Annotated in this window: 15 protein-coding genes and 1 pseudogene; 9 read left to right on the top strand and 7 right to left on the bottom strand. The window is 62.7% G+C overall.

The window, feature by feature from the left end; genetic code table 11:
* Positions 1–195: 195 nt before the first annotated feature.
* On the bottom strand, positions 196–831 hold the full coding sequence (gene folE / locus AC0L14_RS31105) for a GTP cyclohydrolase I FolE (RefSeq protein WP_023801043.1): 636 nt from the start codon (positions 829–831) through the stop codon (positions 196–198).
* A 240-nt stretch (positions 832–1,071) separates the two neighbouring features.
* Between folE and AC0L14_RS31100 the strand changes: the two genes are divergently transcribed.
* The 5 genes and pseudogenes from AC0L14_RS31100 (at position 1,072) to AC0L14_RS31080 (ending at position 6,050) form a co-directional block, all read left to right on the top strand.
* Positions 1,072–1,518 carry an iron-sulfur cluster assembly scaffold protein gene (locus tag AC0L14_RS31100; RefSeq protein WP_473487235.1) on the top strand — a complete coding sequence of 149 codons (447 nt, stop codon included), beginning with the start codon at positions 1,072–1,074 and terminating at the stop codon, positions 1,516–1,518.
* Positions 1,519–1,525: 7 nt separating this feature from the next.
* Positions 1,526–1,888, top strand: a complete 363-nt coding sequence (gene yidD / locus AC0L14_RS31095; protein ID WP_473487236.1) for a membrane protein insertion efficiency factor YidD — start codon at positions 1,526–1,528, stop codon at positions 1,886–1,888.
* 135 nt (positions 1,889–2,023) lie between these two features.
* A pseudogene (gene blaOXA, locus AC0L14_RS31090) lies at positions 2,024–2,848 on the top strand (class D beta-lactamase).
* A 167-nt stretch (positions 2,849–3,015) separates the two neighbouring features.
* Positions 3,016–4,992 carry a threonine--tRNA ligase gene (thrS, locus tag AC0L14_RS31085; RefSeq protein WP_473751781.1) on the top strand — a complete coding sequence of 659 codons (1,977 nt, stop codon included), beginning with the start codon at positions 3,016–3,018 and terminating at the stop codon, positions 4,990–4,992.
* Between the two features lie 119 nt (positions 4,993–5,111).
* Positions 5,112–6,050 carry a lysophospholipid acyltransferase family protein gene (locus AC0L14_RS31080; protein WP_473529219.1) on the top strand — a complete coding sequence of 313 codons (939 nt, stop codon included), beginning with the start codon at positions 5,112–5,114 and terminating at the stop codon, positions 6,048–6,050.
* A 52-nt stretch (positions 6,051–6,102) separates the two neighbouring features.
* Here AC0L14_RS31080 and AC0L14_RS31075 read toward each other — a convergent pair whose 3' ends face one another.
* Positions 6,103–7,068, bottom strand: coding sequence for a hypothetical protein (locus AC0L14_RS31075; protein WP_473487239.1), 966 nt, complete (start codon positions 7,066–7,068; stop codon positions 6,103–6,105).
* A 155-nt stretch (positions 7,069–7,223) separates the two neighbouring features.
* Between AC0L14_RS31075 and AC0L14_RS31070 the strand changes: the two genes are divergently transcribed.
* On the top strand, positions 7,224–7,808 hold the full coding sequence (locus tag AC0L14_RS31070) for a nitroreductase family protein (RefSeq protein WP_292185691.1): 585 nt from the start codon (positions 7,224–7,226) through the stop codon (positions 7,806–7,808).
* Positions 7,809–8,417, top strand: coding sequence for a flavin reductase family protein (locus tag AC0L14_RS31065; protein ID WP_473529218.1), 609 nt, complete (start codon positions 7,809–7,811; stop codon positions 8,415–8,417).
* 12 nt (positions 8,418–8,429) lie between these two features.
* Here the strand turns inward: AC0L14_RS31065 and AC0L14_RS31060 are convergent, their stop codons facing one another.
* Both AC0L14_RS31060 and AC0L14_RS31055 read right to left on the bottom strand, forming a co-directional pair.
* Positions 8,430–9,311 carry an HpcH/HpaI aldolase/citrate lyase family protein gene (locus AC0L14_RS31060; protein WP_473529217.1) on the bottom strand — a complete coding sequence of 294 codons (882 nt, stop codon included), beginning with the start codon at positions 9,309–9,311 and terminating at the stop codon, positions 8,430–8,432.
* A 3-nt stretch (positions 9,312–9,314) separates the two neighbouring features.
* On the bottom strand, positions 9,315–9,791 hold the full coding sequence (locus AC0L14_RS31055; RefSeq protein WP_473487241.1) for a MaoC family dehydratase: 477 nt from the start codon (positions 9,789–9,791) through the stop codon (positions 9,315–9,317).
* Between the two features lie 224 nt (positions 9,792–10,015).
* On the opposite strand from AC0L14_RS31055, the gene AC0L14_RS31050 reads away from it, so the two are divergent.
* Positions 10,016–11,137, top strand: coding sequence for a DUF2336 domain-containing protein (locus AC0L14_RS31050; RefSeq protein WP_473751780.1), 1,122 nt, complete (start codon positions 10,016–10,018; stop codon positions 11,135–11,137).
* A 163-nt stretch (positions 11,138–11,300) separates the two neighbouring features.
* Here the strand turns inward: AC0L14_RS31050 and parE are convergent, their stop codons facing one another.
* On the bottom strand, positions 11,301–13,352 hold the full coding sequence (gene parE, locus AC0L14_RS31045; protein ID WP_473529215.1) for a DNA topoisomerase IV subunit B: 2,052 nt from the start codon (positions 13,350–13,352) through the stop codon (positions 11,301–11,303).
* A gap of 259 nt (positions 13,353–13,611) precedes the next feature.
* Here parE and AC0L14_RS31040 point away from each other — a divergent pair, with 259 nt between their 5' ends.
* Complete coding sequence (locus tag AC0L14_RS31040; RefSeq protein ID WP_473751779.1) at positions 13,612–14,778, top strand: GGDEF domain-containing protein; 1,167 nt, start codon at positions 13,612–13,614, stop codon at positions 14,776–14,778.
* A gap of 71 nt (positions 14,779–14,849) precedes the next feature.
* Here AC0L14_RS31040 and gcvP read toward each other — a convergent pair whose 3' ends face one another.
* Together gcvP and gcvH are read right to left on the bottom strand one after the other, a co-directional pair.
* Positions 14,850–17,660 carry an aminomethyl-transferring glycine dehydrogenase gene (gcvP, locus tag AC0L14_RS31035; protein ID WP_473751778.1) on the bottom strand — a complete coding sequence of 937 codons (2,811 nt, stop codon included), beginning with the start codon at positions 17,658–17,660 and terminating at the stop codon, positions 14,850–14,852.
* 17 nt (positions 17,661–17,677) lie between these two features.
* A complete protein-coding gene (gene gcvH / locus AC0L14_RS31030; RefSeq protein ID WP_123150707.1) occupies positions 17,678–18,046 on the bottom strand; it encodes a glycine cleavage system protein GcvH in 369 nt (122 codons plus the stop codon).
* Between the last annotated feature and the right edge of the window lie 8 nt (positions 18,047–18,054).

Genomic DNA, 18,054 nt, shown 5'->3' with positions numbered 1-18,054 from the left:
GGTTGTGGGCTGGGGTGGTTTGTTGGTGGCGGCTGTCGAAAGTGCCCCGGCCGCCGGCGCGGGGCGGGTGCCGGCCGGGCCCCATAGCCTTTGGTTTGTTTGGGGGGGAGGCCCTGTCTTGTTGTTTGGCCATGATCCTATCCGAGAACCGGTTCCCACTTCTCGGGGGCATGGCTAGCGACCGGCGACGGTCGTTCAGCCCCTGCCGCCGCGCACCATGGTAACAAAACGGACCTGTTCCTCGGGCGTGTCCTTGAACACGCCGGTGAAGGTCGAGGTCAGCGTCGTCGAGCCTTCCTTGCGGATGCCGCGCATGGCCATGCACATATGCTCGGCTTCGAGCATGACGGCGACGCCGCGCGGATTGAGCACGTCCTGGATGACGCCGGCGATCTGTGCGGTCATGGCTTCCTGGGTCTGCAGGCGCTGGGCGAAGATATCGACGACGCGCGCGATCTTGGACAGGCCGACAACCTTGCCATCCGGCAGATAGCCGACATGCGCCTTCCCGATGATCGGCACCATGTGGTGCTCGCAGTGCGAATGGAATGTTATATCCTTGACGAGGACAAGGTCGTCATAGCCGGCGACTTCCTCGAAAGTGCGGCCGAGTTCCTCGGCCGGGCACTTGTCGTAGCCGCCGAACATTTCGCGATAGGCCTTCACCACACGCTTTGGCGTATCGACCAGGCCCTCCCGGTCCGGATTGTCGCCGGTCCAGCGTAACAGCGTGCGAACCGCGGCCTCGGCTTCGGCTTCGGTCGGCCGATCGGTGACCGGCTTTTCCATATAGGCGGAAGGGGGCATGAATTTCTTGATGACGGCATCCATAAAGGCGTCTCCCGTAGTTCCCCTCTCAGGAGGAACGAGTTGAACGGACCACGACCTTTCGGGTGTTAGAAACGTGCCCTGTTTCCAGCCCGTAAGCGGCGTGAAGTGATTTGAGCAAAGACGAGGTTGTTGGTTGCCTTGTCCATACCCGAGTACCAGCATTATATATGATCGTGCCGAGCGAAAGGAAGACCGTCAGCGGCAATCGCTGTTCGCTTGGCGGCGACGGATTGGAAAAATATGATCGACGACGTCTACAATGCGAAAATTCTGGGATTTGCCGGGAATATCGCGCGGATCGGCCGGCTCGACCATCCTGATGCAACCGCGCGCGCGCATTCCAAGCTGTGCGGCTCGACCGTGACCGTCGATCTGAAGATGGATGACGGCGTCGTCACCGATTTCGCCCATGACGTCAAAGCCTGCGCGCTTGGCCAGGCGTCGTCCTCGATCATGGCGCAACATGTCGTCGGCGCCAGCGCGGATGAATTGCGCAGCGTTCGCGAGACGATGCTGAAGATGCTGAAGGAAAACGGCGCGCCGCCGGGTGGCCGCTTCGCCGACCTCAGGTATCTCGAACCGGTGCGCGACTATAAGGCGCGCCATGCCTCGACCATGCTGACCTTCGATGCGGTGGTCGACGCGATCGGCCAGATCGAGAAGAAGCGCGCCGAACAGGCGGCGTAGCCGTCAAATGGCGACGGATCACACGCATCAGAGGCCGCGATACACACGCAACTGGCCCGGCCCGTGGCGCAAGACGCCCGGCCGAATCCTCGGCACGTCGCTCGTGCGTTTTTATCAGCTGACGCTGTCCGGCTTTGTCGGCAATTCCTGCCGGCATCTGCCGACCTGCTCCGAATACGCGCACGAAGCGATCGCCCGCCATGGATTATGGGCGGGCGGCTGGATGGGGTTTTTCCGGGTGCTGCGCTGCGGGCCGGGCGGAACGCATGGCATTGACCGCGTGCCGGAGGTGCTGACCGAGCGCTATGTCTGGTTCACGCCCTGGCGGTATTGGCGGATTGGAAAAAAGCGCAGTGACCCTGAAAGCTGATGCGGAAAGGAGAGCTCTGCATCGGGCAGATCTTTACGATTTGCTAGGGTTAACCGCACGTTGCGCATTTAAGACAAAATCGAGACATGACGCCTCGCTAAGCCGCTCCTGACATGCTCAGGAGAGATTGCCCCAATGCGCCAGATCGACCGCCGCCCATTCGTTTTCGCCTTGGTTATCTACCTTCTGGCCTGGCTGTTTGGTTTTCCGATCCGCGCTCAATCCGCGCCACTGAAGGACGTCGAATGCACGCTGATCCTGGATGCTGCGAGCGGCGAAACGCTGCATCGGCAAGGGATTTGTGACCAGCGCTTCAGTCCCGCCTCGACGTTCAAGGTCCCATTGGCCCTGATCGGCTATGACGCGGGAATCCTGGGCGACGCGCACACGCCGGCGTGGGACTACAAGCCCGAGTTCAAGGCGGTTAAGCGGGACCAGAAAACCGTCGATCCGACGATCTGGGAAAAGGACTCGGTGCTGTGGTTTTCGGGGGAAATCACCCGCCGCCTCGGCAGCGAACGGTTTGCCGGCTACGTCTCGAAATTCGACTACAGCAACACCGATGTTTGCGGCACTCCCGGCAAGAATGATGGCCTCACCCGGTCCTGAGTGAATTCTTCCCTTGAGATATCGCCGGTTGAACAGGTCGATTTCTTGCGCCGCTTGCTCGCCCGCAAACTGCCGGTTTCGGATAAGGCCTATGCGATGACCGAGGCGATCTTGCCGACCTTCCAGGCAGGTGGCTGGACCGTGCAGGGCAAGACCGGGACCACCAGGCTTGGCGACAGCGCCGACAAGCGCTGGCTTGGCTGGTTTGTCGGCTGGGCCAACAAGGATACGCGCAATATCGTCTTTGCCCGCCTGGTAATCGATACGAAACGTTCCGACACGCCCAAGGGTCCTCAGACGCGGGCGATATTCCTGAAAGACCTGCCGAATCTCATCAACAAGAGCAAGTGATCGGCCATTCGCCTTTACGGCACGGGAATCTGCCCATAAAAGACTGCCGCCGGACGCACATCCGGCGTTTACCTTGTGCATGTCGTAGCCCCAAAACCGCTGCACACTCTTGGGCGACGTGCAATTCACCACCCGCGCTCGTTTGCGGGACTGGATAGGAGAATTTTATGCTGAATTCCGTTTCCCTGACATTTCCCGATGGCTCCGTCCGCGACTACGACGCGGCGATGACCGGCGCCGGCCTGGCAGAATCGATCTCTAAGTCGCTGGCCAAGAAGGCGGTCGCCTACTCGATCGATGGCGTGGTGCGCGATCTTTCCGATCCGCTCGGCAAGTCCGGCAAGGTCGAGATCATCACCCGCGAAGACCCGCGCGCGCTGGAGCTCATCCGCCACGACGCAGCACACGTGCTGGCCGAAGCCGTGCAGGAATTGTGGCCGGGTACACAGGTGACCATCGGCCCGGTGATCGAGAACGGGTTCTACTATGATTTTGCCCGCAACGAGCCGTTCACGCCCGACGATTTCCCGGTGATCGAGAAAAAGATGCGCGAGATCATCGCGCGCAACAAGCCGTTCACCAAAGAGGTGTGGTCGCGCGAGAAGGCGAAAAAAATCTTTGCCGAGAAGGGCGAGCGCTACAAGCTGGAACTGATCGAAGCCATCCCCGAAAATCAGGACCTCAAGATCTACGCGCAGGGCGATTGGTTCGACCTCTGCCGCGGCCCGCATATGGTCTCGACCGGGCAGATCGGAAGCGCCTTCAAGCTGATGAAGGTGGCCGGCGCCTATTGGCGCGGCGACAGCAACAACCCGATGCTGACCCGCATCTACGGCACGGCCTGGGCTGACCAGGCGCAGCTCGATGCCTACCAGATGATGCTGGAGGAAGCCGAAAAGCGCGATCACCGGAAGCTCGGCCGCGAGATGGACCTGTTCCATTTCCAAGAGGAGGGGCCGGGCGTCGTCTTTTGGCATGCCAAGGGCTGGAGAATGTTCCAGAACCTGGTCAACTACATGCGCCGCCGCCTCGACGAGCAGGGTTATCAGGAAGTCAACGCGCCGCAAGTGCTCGACAAGAGCCTGTGGGAGACGTCAGGCCACTGGGGCTGGTACCGGGACAATATGTTCAAGGTGACGGTTGCCGGCGACGACACCGACGACGACCGGATGTTTGCGCTGAAGCCGATGAACTGCCCCGGCCACGTCCAGATCTTCAAGCACGGGCTGAAGTCCTACCGCGATCTGCCGGTAAAACTTGCGGAATTCGGCAATGTGCATCGCTATGAGCCGTCCGGCGCGCTGCATGGGTTGATGCGGGTGCGCGGCTTTACCCAGGACGATGCTCACATCTTCTGCACCGAGGAACAGCTCGCCGACGAGTGCATCAAGATCAACGACCTGATCCTGTCGACCTATGCCGACTTCGGCTTCGACGAAATCACCGTCAAGCTGGCGACCCGCCCCGAAAAACGGGTCGGCACCGACGCGATGTGGGATCATGCCGAGGGCGTGCTGCAGGACGTGCTCGACAAGATCGCGGCGCGGTCGGGCAACCGGATCAAGACGGGCGTCAATCCGGGCGAGGGCACGTTCTACGGGCCGAAGTTCGAATATGTGCTGAAGGACGCCATCGGCCGCGACTGGCAATGCGGCACCACGCAGGTCGACTTCAACCTGCCGGAACGGTTCGGCGCCTTCTACATCGGTTCCGATTCGGAAAAGAAGCAGCCGGTGATGGTGCATCGCGCCATCTGCGGGTCGATGGAGCGCTTCCTCGGTATCCTGATCGAGAATTATTCCGGCCATTTCCCGCTGTGGTTCGCACCGCTGCAAGTGGTGGTTGCAACGATCACCTCCGATGCCGACGATTACTCGCAAAAGGTCGTCGCGCAACTGAAGGCAGCCGGACTGTTGGCGGAGACCGATCTTCGCAACGAGAAGATCAACTACAAGGTCCGCGAGCACTCGCTGGCCAAGGTTCCGGTCATCCTCGTCTGCGGCAAGCGCGAGGCGGAGGAAGAGACGGTCAACATCCGCCGGCTCGGCTCGCGCGACCAGGAGTCGCTTGGCCTTGGCAAGGCGGTGGCAATGCTGGCCGAAGAGGCGGTAACGCCCGACCGCAGGCGCAAACGAGCGGACTGAGTTCAGCCGGATTTGTCGACGGAATGGCGGTGGAGCGATCCACCGCCATTTTCACATGCCGCTATTTCACATGCCTGCCATTTCACATGCTTGTCACGCCAGCCTTGTAACGAGCCCTCATGCTCAAGCTGAAGTTGCGCGAAAGACCGTTTCCCGAGCTTTCCTATGCCAGCCCGCATCAGCCGGCATTGACGCGCTGGTTCATCCACTCCATCGAAGGCCTGTCCGGTCGCGACCGCTTCGCGGCCCTCTATGACTTTTGGCGGCGCCATGTGGTGCCGACCGGCGAGCGCGTGTTCAGCCGCATGCTGGAGCTGATCGATGTCGAGGTGCGGACCACCGGCCAATGGCCGCCGGGAAAATTGCCTGACACGCCGCTGGTGATCGTCGCCAACCATCCGTTTGGGATCGGCGACGGCATTGCGGTGCTCTCGCTGGCCGAGCAGCTTCAGCGCCCGTTCCGTGTGATGATCCACAAGGATCTGCTCAAGATCCGCGAGATGGAGCCCTATTCGGTGCCGATCGACTTTTCCGAGACCAAGGACGCGCTCAGGAACAACATGGCGGTGCGCCATGAGGCGGTGCGGCTGCTGAAAGAGGGCGTCATCATCGTCATCTTCCCCGCGGGCGGCGTCGCCACCGCGCCGAAAGGTTTTGGCCGGGCGCGTGATCTGCCGTGGAAGATGTTTCCGGCCCGTCTCGTCCAGGATGCCAAGGCATCGGTTGTCCCAATGCACTTTTCCGGCCAGAACGGCCGGCTGTTCCACCTGGTCAGCGGACCGATGAACATGGCCGAGCGCGACGGGCGTGTGGCGAAGTTAGTCGGTAGGGCTTCGCTGACGCTGCGCATTTCCCTACTCATCCACGAATTCGCGCGGCTGTCGGGCAAATCGATCGACGTGCGCATCGGCGACGTGTTGGGATGGGACGAACTGGAGCCGCTGCGCGATCGCAAGGCTTTGCTCGACCGCCTCCATCGTGGCGTTTTCGATCTGGCGCCGGCCGAGGCGCGCGGCCGCGGCCAATTCCTGCCGCGACGCATACGCAAGGCGGCCTGATCGACAAATCATAGGCTGCTGGACCCGAATCTACAGGGCAGTGTCCGGACGGTTAGTCCGCGCCTTCCTCAGGATCCATCGCCGAAGCCTCCGTGGCCAAAACCTCGATTTCCTTGTTCTGCCCGGCCACGACGGTAAAATCCTTCTGGTAGATCCGGTCGCGGTTCTTGGCGATGATGGTGTAGTCGCCCTCGGCAAGCACCATCGAAGCAAAGGCGCCGACGGTTTCCTTGATGGGATCACCGGATTCGTTGAGCAACGACCAGGAGGTGTCGGCAATCGCCTCTCCACCCGACTCGCGTACCAGCTTCATGGTCATCTCCGCCGCACGGTGCTCGACGGCCGCTTCGGTCAGCTTGCCGGCCTCGACGCGGATGTCGGAGCGGATGACCGCATTCACCGAGCCATAGGTCGAGACGACGTGATAGACGCCCGCGTTCAGCCGCACGACGCTGTTCGGCTCGACGTCGGGTATGATCAGGGCGCGATCGTGATTGGCTTCGGCTTGGCCTTCATAGATCGAAAAGCGCAATTTCTTCGGCGGTATGCGCACCCCGCCCGACAGCACGGCGTCGAGCTTGAGTCCGCCGGCATCGAGCACCAGGCTTTCGCGCTTGGCGTCCTTGCCGACGGTGATGCGCTTGGTGGCGCCGGCCCGGCCGTAAGAGGCATGGACCAGATAGCTGCCGGGCTCGAGCTGGAACACCGCGCTGCCGCCATGGGCGGAAGCGACCATCGGCAGCTTGCCGTCGCCGATGGGGTCAGGCTTGAAGACGCGCCAGACGATGCCGCGTGTGATGTCGGCGCCCTTGTCAGTCAATTGCGCCGACAGCGTGATCGCCCCGCTGCTCCCCGATGCCAGCGGTGCATCGCTTTTCGGAGGCGCATAGCTCGAAATTCCGGGAAGTTTCAGGTCTCCGAGGCCGTCCGCATCCTGAGCGACGGCAAGCGACACCGGCACCATCAACAGCGCGGCAGCGAGCCAGATCAGCAAAAGTCGCAATGTCCCCTCAAACATGCCTTGCGTTGAAGCCCAAGGCGGTGGCAATTTCAAGGCTTAAGAGTCCGATCAGCTTCTGCTAGAGGCTCTTTGTCGGCGCGCCGCGCCGCTGCCGCGAGCCGCCCGATGCCCGATGGTGCGCTTCAGCTTAAATTCCAAGGAGACTTGCGCCCATGGCGTCGCCGATCATCGATTTTCTGCTGACCCGAAATTCCGCGCCGATCCCGGAGTTGAAGGAACCAGCACCTAGCGACGCTGACATCGCGACGATGATTGCCGCCGCCTCGCGGGTGCCGGACCACGGCCGGCTCGAGCCCTGGCGCTTCATCCTCTACCGGGGCGAGGCACGCGTCGAGATCGGCAAGAAGTTGGCAAGCCTTGCCGAACAACGCGAAGGGCCGTTGCCAGAGGGCCGCTACAACCAGGAACTGGCGCGCTTTTCGCGCGCGCCGCTGGTGATCGGCGTGGTGTCGAGCCCGAAGGAAAACCCAAAAATCCCACAATGGGAGATGTTCCTGTCCGGCGGCATGGCGGCGATGAACCTGATGATATCAGCCAATGCGCTGGGCTATGGCACCAACATGATCAGCAACTGGTATTCCGATGTGCCGGAGGGCAGGGCGATCCTGGGGCTGGCGCCGCATGAGCGGGTCGTCGGATTCGTCCATATCGGCTCCTATCAGGGGCCGGCGCCGGAGCGGCCGCGGCCTGATCCGGCAAAGCTCTATGCCGACTATGCGGGGCCGTGGGTGGGCTGAATGTTCTACGAGCCGTCTAGAGGTCACGGGCTGCCGCATGACCCGTCCAAGGCGATCGTGGCGCCACGGCCGATCGGCTGGATCTCGACGGTGAACAAGGCCGGCGAGGTCAACCTCGCCCCCTATTCCTTCTTCAATGCGTTTTCGACGCGGCCCTTCATCGTGTGGTTTTCGTCCGAAGGCGAGAAGGACAGCGCCACCTTCGCCGAAGAAACAGGCGAGTTCGTCGCCAATCTCGTCAGCCGCGATCTTGCTGAAAAAATGGTCCGCACGGCGGTCGATGCGCCGCGCGGCGTCACCGAATTCGACTATGCCGATCTCACCATGGCGCCGTCGCGCCTTGTTGCGCCGCCCCGCGTGGCGGCAGCGCCCGCGGCGCTTGAATGCCGGGTGACAGAGATCCTGCGGCCAAAGGCGCTGGACGGGACGCTGACCGGCGCTGTCGTCGTTGCCGGCGAAGTCGTCGGCGTGCATATCGACGATGCATTTCTGAAAGACGGCATGTTCGATATCGTCAAGGCGGGCAATGTCGGCCGTCTCGGCTATATGGACTATGCCAGCGTCAGCGAGATATTTTCAATGAGCCGGCCTCGCTGGAGAAAAGATTAGGCTGGGAAAATTTTAGGCCGAAATCCCTGCCGCTCTGGCTCGCGCCAGAAGTCGCTCTGCCAGCTTGAGATGCGGCCGGTCGTACATCTTGCCATCGATGCCGACGACGCCGGGATTTCCAGCCGCCTCGAATGCCTCGACGATCACCAGGGAGTGTTTCACCGCCTCGGCCGACGGCGTGAAGGCGGCGTTGATGGCCGGCACTTGGGCCGGATGGATCGCCATCTTGCCGGTGAAGCCGTCGCGCTCTGCCTCGGCGCATTCCGCCTCGAAGCCGGCCATGTTGCGAAAGTGCGGAAAAACCGTGTCGATCGCCGCGACTTCCGCGGCAGCCGCGGCGAGGATGGTCATGGTGCGGGCGAAGCGGAACACATCGGTGTAGCGGCCATTCTCGTCGCGGGCCGTGCGCGCACCGATTGCTGCCGATAGATCTTCCGCACCCCAGGTCACGCCGACAAGCCGCGCACTTGCGTTGGCGTAGGTCGCAGCCGCCAGCACGCCGGCAGCTGTTTCGGTGATGATCGGCAGGATTTTTATCGCACCATCCGGCAGCCCGCTTTCGGCCTCGTGCACCCTGAGCTTGGCCGAGAGATGCTGGACATCCTGGCCGCTGTTCGACTTCGGCAGCATGATGCCGTGGGGTTTCACTGGCACGAGTGCCGCCAGGTCGTCATCGGTCAGGCCGGTCGAGAGATCGTTGATGCGGACATAGATTGCGGATCTGGTTTGATGCCTGTGTTCGGTGATGAACCGTGCGGCGATGTCGCGTGGCAAAGCCTTGTTTTGTGGCGCAACCGAATCCTCGAGATCGACGATGACCACGTCGGCGCCCGCGCCAAACGCCTTTTCCAGCTTCTTTTCGGAATCGCCGGGAACGAACAGCAGCGAGCGCATCGGTCAGGCCGCCTTCTTCATCATCATCGCCTGCCTCGTGCATTTGGCGACGAGCACGTCGTTCTGGTTGTAGGCGCGGTGCTCGAACTCGACGATGCCGCGGTCCGGCTTCGACCTGGAGTCGCGCACCGACACCACCGTCGTCTCGACGCGGATCGTGTCGCCGTGGAAGACCGGATGCGGAAACACCGTCTCCTTCATGCCGAGATTGGCGATGGTGGTGCCGACGGTGATGTCGTTCACCGAAATGCCGATCATCAGGCCCAGCGTGAACAGCGAATTGACCAGCGGCTTGCCCCATTCGCTTTTGGCGGCGAAGTCGAAATCGATGTGCAGCGGTTGCGGGTTCAGCGTCATTACCGAAAACAGCATGTTGTCGCTTTCAGTGACGGTTTTCCGCAGCGTGTGCCGGAAGACATGGCCGACGACGAACTCTTCCAGATAAAGCCCGGCCATGATCGATGTCCTCCGCTGCCGCATCGGCCCGAAATCGGAATCGATTTTTCGGAAAGCACGATGCGAAGATTCAAAGTGTTAGAGCGTACTTTCCGAAAGGGACCATGTCGCCCTAAGGAAAGGTTGATAGGCGCTGCATACCGCGCTCGCAAGCCAGTTAACAAACATGGTGAACCGTTCGTAAACCATTTCTGCCTACGGTCGTCACGGGGCGGGAACGGACTCGGGTTAGGGGCGCAGCGGACGGCATGGTTGTTTCGCATTTCCTGAAATGGATCTACACGGCGAGGGTTTCGGAGCGCGCCGCTGCGGCAGGCGCTCTGGCTCGCGCCTACATCAATGCCGATCTGCCTTTCGAGGATCGCTGCGCGGCGGAGGCCGCGCTGACGCTGCTGCTCGACGATGCCTCGTCGAAAGTGCGGCTGGCGATTGCAGAAGCGCTGTCGATGAGCCATCACGCGCCGCTGCAGATCATCAGCGCGCTGGCGTCCGATCAACCGGAAGTTGCAAGCCTGGTGCTGGCACGTTCGCCGATGCTCACCGATGCCGATCTGATCGACCGCGTTGCCGGCGGCCAGAAGGCGACGCAGAAACTGATCGCCGATCGTGCGCGCGTCTCCATGGCGGTCGCAGCGGCGATCGCCGAAATCGGCGAGCCGGAAGCCTGCGCCACGCTTCTCGCCAACAGCGGCGCCGACATCGCTTCGCTCAGCTTCCGCCGTATCGCCGAACGCCATGGCCATCTGCCTTCGGTGCGCGAAGCGCTGATTTCCGATGCGCGCCTGCCCGCCGATTGCCGGCATATGCTGCTGATAAAACTTGGTGAAACGCTCAAAGGTTCGCCGCTGGTGGTGGCGCTGATGGGCCGTTCCAGAACCGAGCGCGTCATGCACGACGCCTGCGTCAAAGCTTCCATGACGCTGATCGAAGGCACGCGCCAGGAAGAACATGCGGCGCTCATCGAGCATCTGCGCCTGCGCGGCGACCTGACCGCAAGCTTCATCATTCGCACCATCGCGCATGGCAAGGTCGACTTCTTCGGCTCGGCGCTGGTCGCGCTCAGCCAGCAATCCGAGCAACGGGTGAGAGCGCTGCTGGCCGGCGGGCACGACGTGGCGCTGCAGGCGCTGTTCCGCAGCGCCGGCCTTGCCGCGGTCACGCACGCGATCATTCTGCGTGCGCTAAAGATCTGGCGCGAGGTGGCCAATGGCAAGCGCCTCGCCGGCGTCCAGGAAGTCAGCTGGCTGATGCTGAAGGAATTGGGTGGGCAGTCCGCCGAAGGCGATCTCGCCGGGCTGGTCAAATCGATCCATCTCGATGCGCTGCGCGAAAACGCGCGCGACCATGCGCTGGCAATCGCGGCGGCTTAGACCTTCGCGAAAAATCCGGGAAATCCTCGATCGCGGCGATAATCCGCAGAGAGGCTGCGATCTGCGACATGTCGGCCGCCTCGCTTCGCTCGGTGATGCCAGCCACATACTGCCTTGCAACAGTGACGGCCGCCCGTTTGCGGTTCGCCGAGCAGAAGACGTTTCAGATGTCCAGCACTTCCGTCTCGGCGAATTCCGCGCGTTCCTGGATGAAGCGGAAGCGGGCTTCCGGCTTGGTGCCCATCAGCGCGTCGACCGCATCCTTGGTCGCCGCCTCGGCGTCGATCACATCGACCCTAAGCAGCGTGCGCTTTCTCGGGTCCATGGTGGTTTCCTTAAGCTGGGCGGCCATCATTTCGCCCAGCCCCTTGAAGCGGCCGATTTCGACCTTGCCGCGCCCGGTGAACTCGGTGCGCAGCAGTTCGTCCTTGTGCGCATCGTCGCGGGCATAGGCGACCTTGCCGCCTTGCCGGATTGAGTAGAGCGGCGGCACCGCCAGATAGAGATGGCCGCCGCGGACCAGGCTCGGCATCTCCTGATAGAAGAAGGTGATCAGCAACGAAGCGATATGGGCGCCGTCGACGTCGGCGTCGGTCATGATGATGACCCGGTCGTAGCGCAGATCCTGATCGCGGTACTTCGACCGTGTGCCACAGCCAAGCGCCTGGATCAGGTCGGAAATCTGCTGGTTACCGGCAAGCTTGTCGTTGCCGGCGCTGGCGACGTTGAGGATTTTGCCGCGCAGCGGCAGCACTGCCTGGCTGGCGCGGTCGCGCGCCTGTTTTGCCGAGCCGCCGGCCGAATCGCCCTCGACGATAAAGAGCTCTGCGCCGGCCGCGGCATTCTGCGTGCAGTCGGCGAGCTTGCCGGGCAGGCGCAGCTTGCGCACCGCGCTCTTGCGCGACACTTCCTTTTCCTGGCGGCGGCGCACCCGTTCGTCGGCACGTGCGATCACCCATTCGAGCAGTTTTGAGGCTTCCTGCGGATTGTCGGCCAGCCAGTGATCGAAGGGGTCGCGGATGGCAGTCTCGACGATCCTGATCGCCTCGATCGTCGCCAGCCTGTCCTTGGTCTGGCCGACGAATTCCGGCTCGCGGATGAACACCGACAGCATGCCCGCCGCCGAGATCATGACGTCTTCCGACGTGACGATCGAAGCGCGCTTGTTGCCGACCAGATCGGCATAGGCGCGCAAGCCGCGCGTCAAAACGTTGCGGAAGCCGGCCTCGTGCGTGCCGCCTTCGCCGGTCGGGATGGTGTTGCAGTAGGAATTGAGGAACCCGTCGCCGCCGAACCAGGTCACCGCCCATTCGAGCGAACCGTGACCGCCTTGCCTGTCGCTTTTGCCGGCAAAAATTTCGCGGGTGACCTGGAATTCGTCGCCGAGCGAGGCTTTCAGATAATCCTTGAGGCCACCGGGAAAATGGAACTCGGCCTTGGCCGGCGTCTTGTCCTTCTCCTTGATCAGCGACGGATCGCAGGTCCAGCGGATCTCGACGCCGCCGAACAGATAGGCCTTCGAGCGCGTCATGCGGTAGAGCCGCGCCGGCTCGAATGCCGCACCCTTGCCGAAGATCTGCTCGTCGGGATGGAAGCGGATCTTGGTGCCGCGCCGGTTGTGTACTTCGCCGAGCTGCTCCAGGCCGGTCACCGGAACGCCGCGCGAAAAACGCTGGCGATAGAGCTGGCGGCCACGCGCGACTTCGACCTCGAGATGGTCCGACAGCGCGTTGACGACGGAGACGCCGACGCCGTGCAGGCCGCCCGAGGTCTCGTAGACCTTGCTGTCGAACTTGCCGCCGGAATGCAGCGTCGTCATGATGACTTCGAGCGCCGGCTTCTTGAATTTCGGATGCGGATCGACCGGAATGCCGCGGCCATTATCGGTGACCGCCAGATATCCGTCGGCAGAAAGCTCGACATCGATGAAGGTTGCGTGGCCGGCGACCGCCTCGTCCATCGAATTGTCGATGACCTCGGCGAACAGATGGTGCATCGCCTTGTCGTCGGTGCCGCCGATATACATGCCGGGTCGCCGCCGCACCGGCTCCAGCCCTTCCAGAACCTCGATGTCGGCGGCACTGTAGCTCTCGCTGCCGTCGCGGGATGCCGGGCGCTTCGCCGCCTGCACCAGCGGATCGGCCGGGCGCGCGGTTGCGCGAACCGGTGGCGGCTGCTTGTCCAAACTGCCGAAAAGATCGTTACTGTCGTCCATGCTGGTCCTGATTCCGATGCTGCGAATCACCACCCGATACTGCCACGCTTTTTGCGGGCAGGCGACGGAGGTTCCTGTTACGTTCGAGGATAGAGCCTCTTACTGCAAAACCATTCGACAACCAAGCGGCGGAAATGGGCATCGACGCTTTGTAAACCTTGTCCGAAGGTTACGTCGAAAGGTTGGCCGAAAAACGGTATCTGCGCACTGCCGCTGGCCTACAATGCAACGGAACTCCTGAAGAGGCTGCTGCTTACGCATGTTGGATTACAGTTCGCTCCTGCTCGCGGCGGCGCTGTCGGGCACGTGCATCAGCATCACCATGTTTGCGATCTGGTTCACCGCGCCACAGGCACGCTCTATGCTGACGGTGGCGTGCGGCATTCTTGTGCTCGTCGTGCATGTGGTCTTGTTCTGGCATTATGCCAGGCATCCCAGCCCGTGGCTTTGCCAGATTGTGCTTGCGCTTCTCAGCCTGGGCTTCCTGACCCTCTGCCTGTCGGCCATGCAGTATCTCGGCGTGCGCGACTACAGGCGCGCCATCTTGCCGACCGTGGCTGCGATGGCGGTTTGCGCAGGCGCGACGTCGCTGGGCCTTGATGGCGTCGGCTTCATCGTAACCTACGCGACGGTAACGGCGCTGCTCTCGCTTATCGGGGTGATGTTCTGGATCAAAGGAGGTCATGATCGCCGGATATTGCTGGTCGTATCGTTCCTGAGCGGCGTCTGTGCGCTGTCCTTCGTGCTTTGCGGCGCGGTCCTGCTGGTCGAGGGCCAATGGGTGCTCGGCGTTGCACCCGACAACTGGGCCGAACGGTTGAATTCCGTCGTGGCGGTCGCCTGCATGACCGGGCTCGGCGCACTGACGCTCTCCCTGCACCACTTGCAGGCGCAGATCGAATTGAAGGCCGAGACCATGACCGACCCATTGACCGGGCTGATGAACCGGCGGGCGTTGACGGCATTCTACGGTGAGCGGGTTTTCGGCCCGTTCATGTCCGTTGCCATGTTCGACCTCGATCATTTCAAAAAAACGAACGACGTATTCGGTCATCCGGTCGGCGATCAGGTCCTGCGCCGCTTCGCCGCTGTCATCAGGAAATATGCCAGGACCGGAGTCGACGCCTTCCGGCTGGGCGGCGAGGAATTCGTCCTCGTCATGTCGCGGATGACTGAAGAGAAGGCTTACGACATTGCAAGCAAGATCAGCGTCGCCTTCGGCACGGAAGTCGTGGCCACCCAGCTTGGTCCGTTGCGCAGCACAGTCAGTGGCGGCATCGGCTTTGGCGGGACGGATGGGGCCAGTCTCGACCATGTGCTGGCCGAAGCCGACGCCGCACTCTATGCGGCAAAGCGCGCCGGGCGAAATCGCGTCGTCGCCCAGAAGACGAGCAAGGCCGACGCGCCGGCCTTGCGTTCTGCCTGATTGAGGCTTCTATCTTCTTGTTAGACCATGATCTTGTCCGAAAACCGGATTCCACTTTTCGGGATCATGGTCTACTCCGCCGCACCCAGATATTCCGACAGCGGCGGGCAGGAGCAGACGAGGTTGCGATCGCCGGCGACATTGTCGATGCGCGACACCGGCGGCCAGTATTTGGCTGATGTGTCGACATCACCGGCGGGGTAGGCCGCCTCCAGGCGCGAATAGGGATGGGTCCACTGGCCGGCCAGTGCCTCGGCCGCTGTATGCGGCGCATTGACCAGCGGATTGTCGGCCAAGGGCCATTCGCCTTTCGCCACCTTGGCTGCCTCGCCCGATATCGCGATCATCGCTTCGCAGAAGCGATCCACCTCGCTCTTGGGCTCGGACTCGGTCGGCTCGACCATCAGCGTACCGGCCACCGGAAACGACATAGTCGGCGCATGGAAACCATAGTCGATCAGCCGCTTGGCGACGTCGTCGACGCTGATGCCGGAGCTCTCCTTCAGCACGCGGGTGTCGAGGATGCACTCATGGGCGATGCGATCGTGCCTGCCCTTGTAGAGGAGCGGGAAGTGCGGTGCGAGCCGCGTCGCCACATAGTTGGCGGAAACGATCGCCGTCTCGGTCGCCTGCTTCAGACCGGAGGCGCTCATCATGCGGATGTACATCCAGGTGATCGGCAGGATCGAAGCGCTGCCGAAGGGTGCGGCCGCCACGGCATGCGCCGAGCCCTCGGTGACATGACCTGGCAGATAGGGCTTCAGGTGGGCCTTGACGCCGATCGGGCCGACGCCCGGACCGCCGCCGCCATGCGGGATGCAGAACGTCTTGTGCAGGTTCATGTGGCAGACATCGGCGCCGATGTCGCCCGGCCGGGCGAGGCCGACCAGCGCGTTGAGATTGGCGCCGTCGAAATAGACCTGGCCGCCATGCTCATGGATAAGGGCGCAGAGGTCGCGCGCGCCTTCCTCGAAGACGCCATGCGTCGAGGGATAGGTGAACATCAGCGCCGCGAGGTTTTGCGCATGCTCGGCCGCCTTGGCACTCATATCGTCCATGTCGATATTGCCATCCTCGGTGCAGCGAACGACGACAACGCTCATGCCGGCCATCGCCGCACTCGCCGGATTGGTGCCATGCGCGGATGACGGAATCAGGCAGACCGTGCGGTGGCCTTCGCCGCGTGAGCGGTGATAGCCGCGAATGGCGAGCAGCCCGGCATACTCGCCCTGGCTGCCGGCATTGGGCTGCAGGGTTACCGCGTCGAAACCGGTTATCTCCGCCAGCCAGCCTTCCAGCTCGTCGATCATCGCGCGGTAGCCGGCCGAATGGCTTGCCGGGGCAAAAGGGTGCAGGTTGGCGATATCAGGCCAGCTTACCGGCATCATCTCGGCGGCGGCGTTGAGCTTCATGGTGCAGGAGCCGAGCGGGATCATGGCGCGGTCAAGCGCCAGGTCCTTGTCGGCCAGCCGACGCAGGAACCGCATCATTTCGGTTTCCGAACGGTTGTCGTGGAAGACGGGCTGCGTGAGAAACTCCTTGCCGCGCGGCTGTCCGGGCATGCTGCTGCCGGCAGCGGCGCCCGCCTTGGCGCCGAACAGCGCCGCGATCGCGTCCAGATCGGCATCGGTCGAGGTCTCATCGAAGCTGATGCCGATGTGGTCGGCGTCGATGACGCGCAGTAATCGGCCGGTCTTTTCAGCAGCGGCGGCGATTGCGCCGGCTTTGCCTTTCACTCCCACCGTCACGGTGTCAAAGCGGCTTGCGCCAAGCACCGAAACGCCTGCTGCCTTGAGACCGGCAGCCAGCCGGTTAGCCAATTCATGGGTTCGGCCGGCAATCGCCTGGAGCCCGGCGGGGCCGTGCCAGATCGCATAGGCCGTCGCCATGTTGGCGAGCAGCGCCTGCGCGGTGCAGATGTTGGATGTCGCCTTGTCGCGGCGGATATGCTGTTCGCGCGTCTGGAGCGCAAGGCGATAGCCGGGGCGGCCCTTGCTGTCGGTCGATTGACCGACAAGGCGGCCGGGCATCAGCCGCGTCAGCCTGTCGGATACGGCGCAATAGGCGGCGTGCGGCCCGCCAAAGCCCATCGGCACGCCGAACCGCTGCATCGGGCCGACGGCGATGTCGGCGCCAAGCCTTGCCGGCGCGTCGGTCAGCGTCAGCCCGAGCGGATCGGCAATGAAGACGACCAGCGCGCCGATGGCACGGGCCTTCTCGATTGCCGCCTTGTGGTCGCCATAGACCCCAAACGTGTCGGGCCAGGAGACCAGCAGAGCGGCGGTATTGTCGTCGATGGTTTCGCCGTCGACCTCGATGCCGAGCGGTTCGGCGCGGGTGCGCACGACGTCGAGCGTCTGCGGATGCGGCGTGCCGGCGAGCGCCACTTTGGTCCGCTTGTCGCGATGATGGCGTAACGCAATGCCGACCGCCTCGGCCACCGCCGTCGCTTCATCGAGCAGCGAGGCAGACGCCACCGGCAGCCCGGTCAGCTCAGTGACCAGCGTCTGGAAATTGAACAGCATTTCGAGCCGGCCTTGGCTGATCTCGGCCTGGTAGGGCGTGTAAGCCGTATACCAGGCCGGATTCTCGAACAGGTTGCGCTGGATGACCGGCGGCACATGGACGCCGTGGTAGCCGGCGCCGATGAAGCTCTTCAGAACTGTATTTTTCGCCATTGTCGCTGAAAGCTCGGCCAGCGCCTCCGCTTCGCTCGCCGGGGCCGGCAAGGCCAGCGGCCGGTCGAGCCGGATCGATTTCGGCACAGCCTGGCTGATCAGCGTCTCAACCGAGGGAACACCAATCGTCGCCAGCATGGCTCTGACGTCATTGAGGCCGGGGCCGATATGGCGGGCCGAGAAGGAGTAGGGTGCTGCAGTCATCTTTCCTGGTCCTTCTATCAACCAATATGGGCTTTGTAGGCGGCCTCATCCAGGAGACCTTCGAGTTGGCTTTCATCGGCCAGCTTCATCTTCCACAGCCAGCCGTCGCTTGTTGCCGCCGAATTGACCAAAGACGGGTCCGACGAGAGCGAGGTGTTGGCCTCGGTGACCTCGCCGTCGACCGGTGCATAGACGTCCGATGCCGCCTTGACGGATTCGACCACCACGGCCGTATCGCCCTTGACCAGTTTTTTCCCAAGCTCCGGCAATTCGACGAAGACGAGATCGCCGAGCTGCTCCTGTGCGTAGTCGGTGATGCCGACGGTGGCGACACCGCCTTCGACGCGGAGCCATTCGTGATCTTCGGTGAAATAGGTTTTTGCCATGAGAAGGT

Source organism: Mesorhizobium sp. WSM4841 (assembly GCF_055811515.1).
This window is presented reverse-complemented; position numbering and strand designations above follow the sequence as displayed.

Bases quoted from the DNA above. Each gene is read 5' to 3' on its own strand.
- thrS (WP_473751781.1), top strand. From the start codon at position 3,016: ATGCTGAATTCCGTTTCCCTGACATTTCCCGATGGCTCCGTCCGCGAC.
- folE (WP_023801043.1), bottom strand. From the start codon at position 831: ATGGATGCCGTCATCAAGAAATTCATGCCCCCTTCCGCCTATATGGAA.
- AC0L14_RS31100 (WP_473487235.1), top strand. From the start codon at position 1,072: ATGATCGACGACGTCTACAATGCGAAAATTCTGGGATTTGCCGGGAAT.
- AC0L14_RS31060 (WP_473529217.1), bottom strand. From the start codon at position 9,311: ATGCGCTCGCTGCTGTTCGTTCCCGGCGATTCCGAAAAGAAGCTGGAA.
- parE (WP_473529215.1), bottom strand. From the start codon at position 13,352: ATGGACGACAGTAACGATCTTTTCGGCAGTTTGGACAAGCAGCCGCCA.
- gcvH (WP_123150707.1), bottom strand. From the start codon at position 18,046: ATGGCAAAAACCTATTTCACCGAAGATCACGAATGGCTCCGCGTCGAA.
- yidD (WP_473487236.1), top strand. From the start codon at position 1,526: ATGGCGACGGATCACACGCATCAGAGGCCGCGATACACACGCAACTGG.
- AC0L14_RS31040 (WP_473751779.1), top strand. From the start codon at position 13,612: ATGTTGGATTACAGTTCGCTCCTGCTCGCGGCGGCGCTGTCGGGCACG.
- gcvP (WP_473751778.1), bottom strand. From the start codon at position 17,660: ATGACTGCAGCACCCTACTCCTTCTCGGCCCGCCATATCGGCCCCGGC.
- AC0L14_RS31055 (WP_473487241.1), bottom strand. From the start codon at position 9,791: ATGCGGCAGCGGAGGACATCGATCATGGCCGGGCTTTATCTGGAAGAG.
- AC0L14_RS31075 (WP_473487239.1), bottom strand. From the start codon at position 7,068: ATGTTTGAGGGGACATTGCGACTTTTGCTGATCTGGCTCGCTGCCGCG.
- AC0L14_RS31080 (WP_473529219.1), top strand. From the start codon at position 5,112: ATGCTCAAGCTGAAGTTGCGCGAAAGACCGTTTCCCGAGCTTTCCTAT.
- AC0L14_RS31065 (WP_473529218.1), top strand. From the start codon at position 7,809: ATGTTCTACGAGCCGTCTAGAGGTCACGGGCTGCCGCATGACCCGTCC.
- AC0L14_RS31050 (WP_473751780.1), top strand. From the start codon at position 10,016: ATGGTTGTTTCGCATTTCCTGAAATGGATCTACACGGCGAGGGTTTCG.
- AC0L14_RS31070 (WP_292185691.1), top strand. From the start codon at position 7,224: ATGGCGTCGCCGATCATCGATTTTCTGCTGACCCGAAATTCCGCGCCG.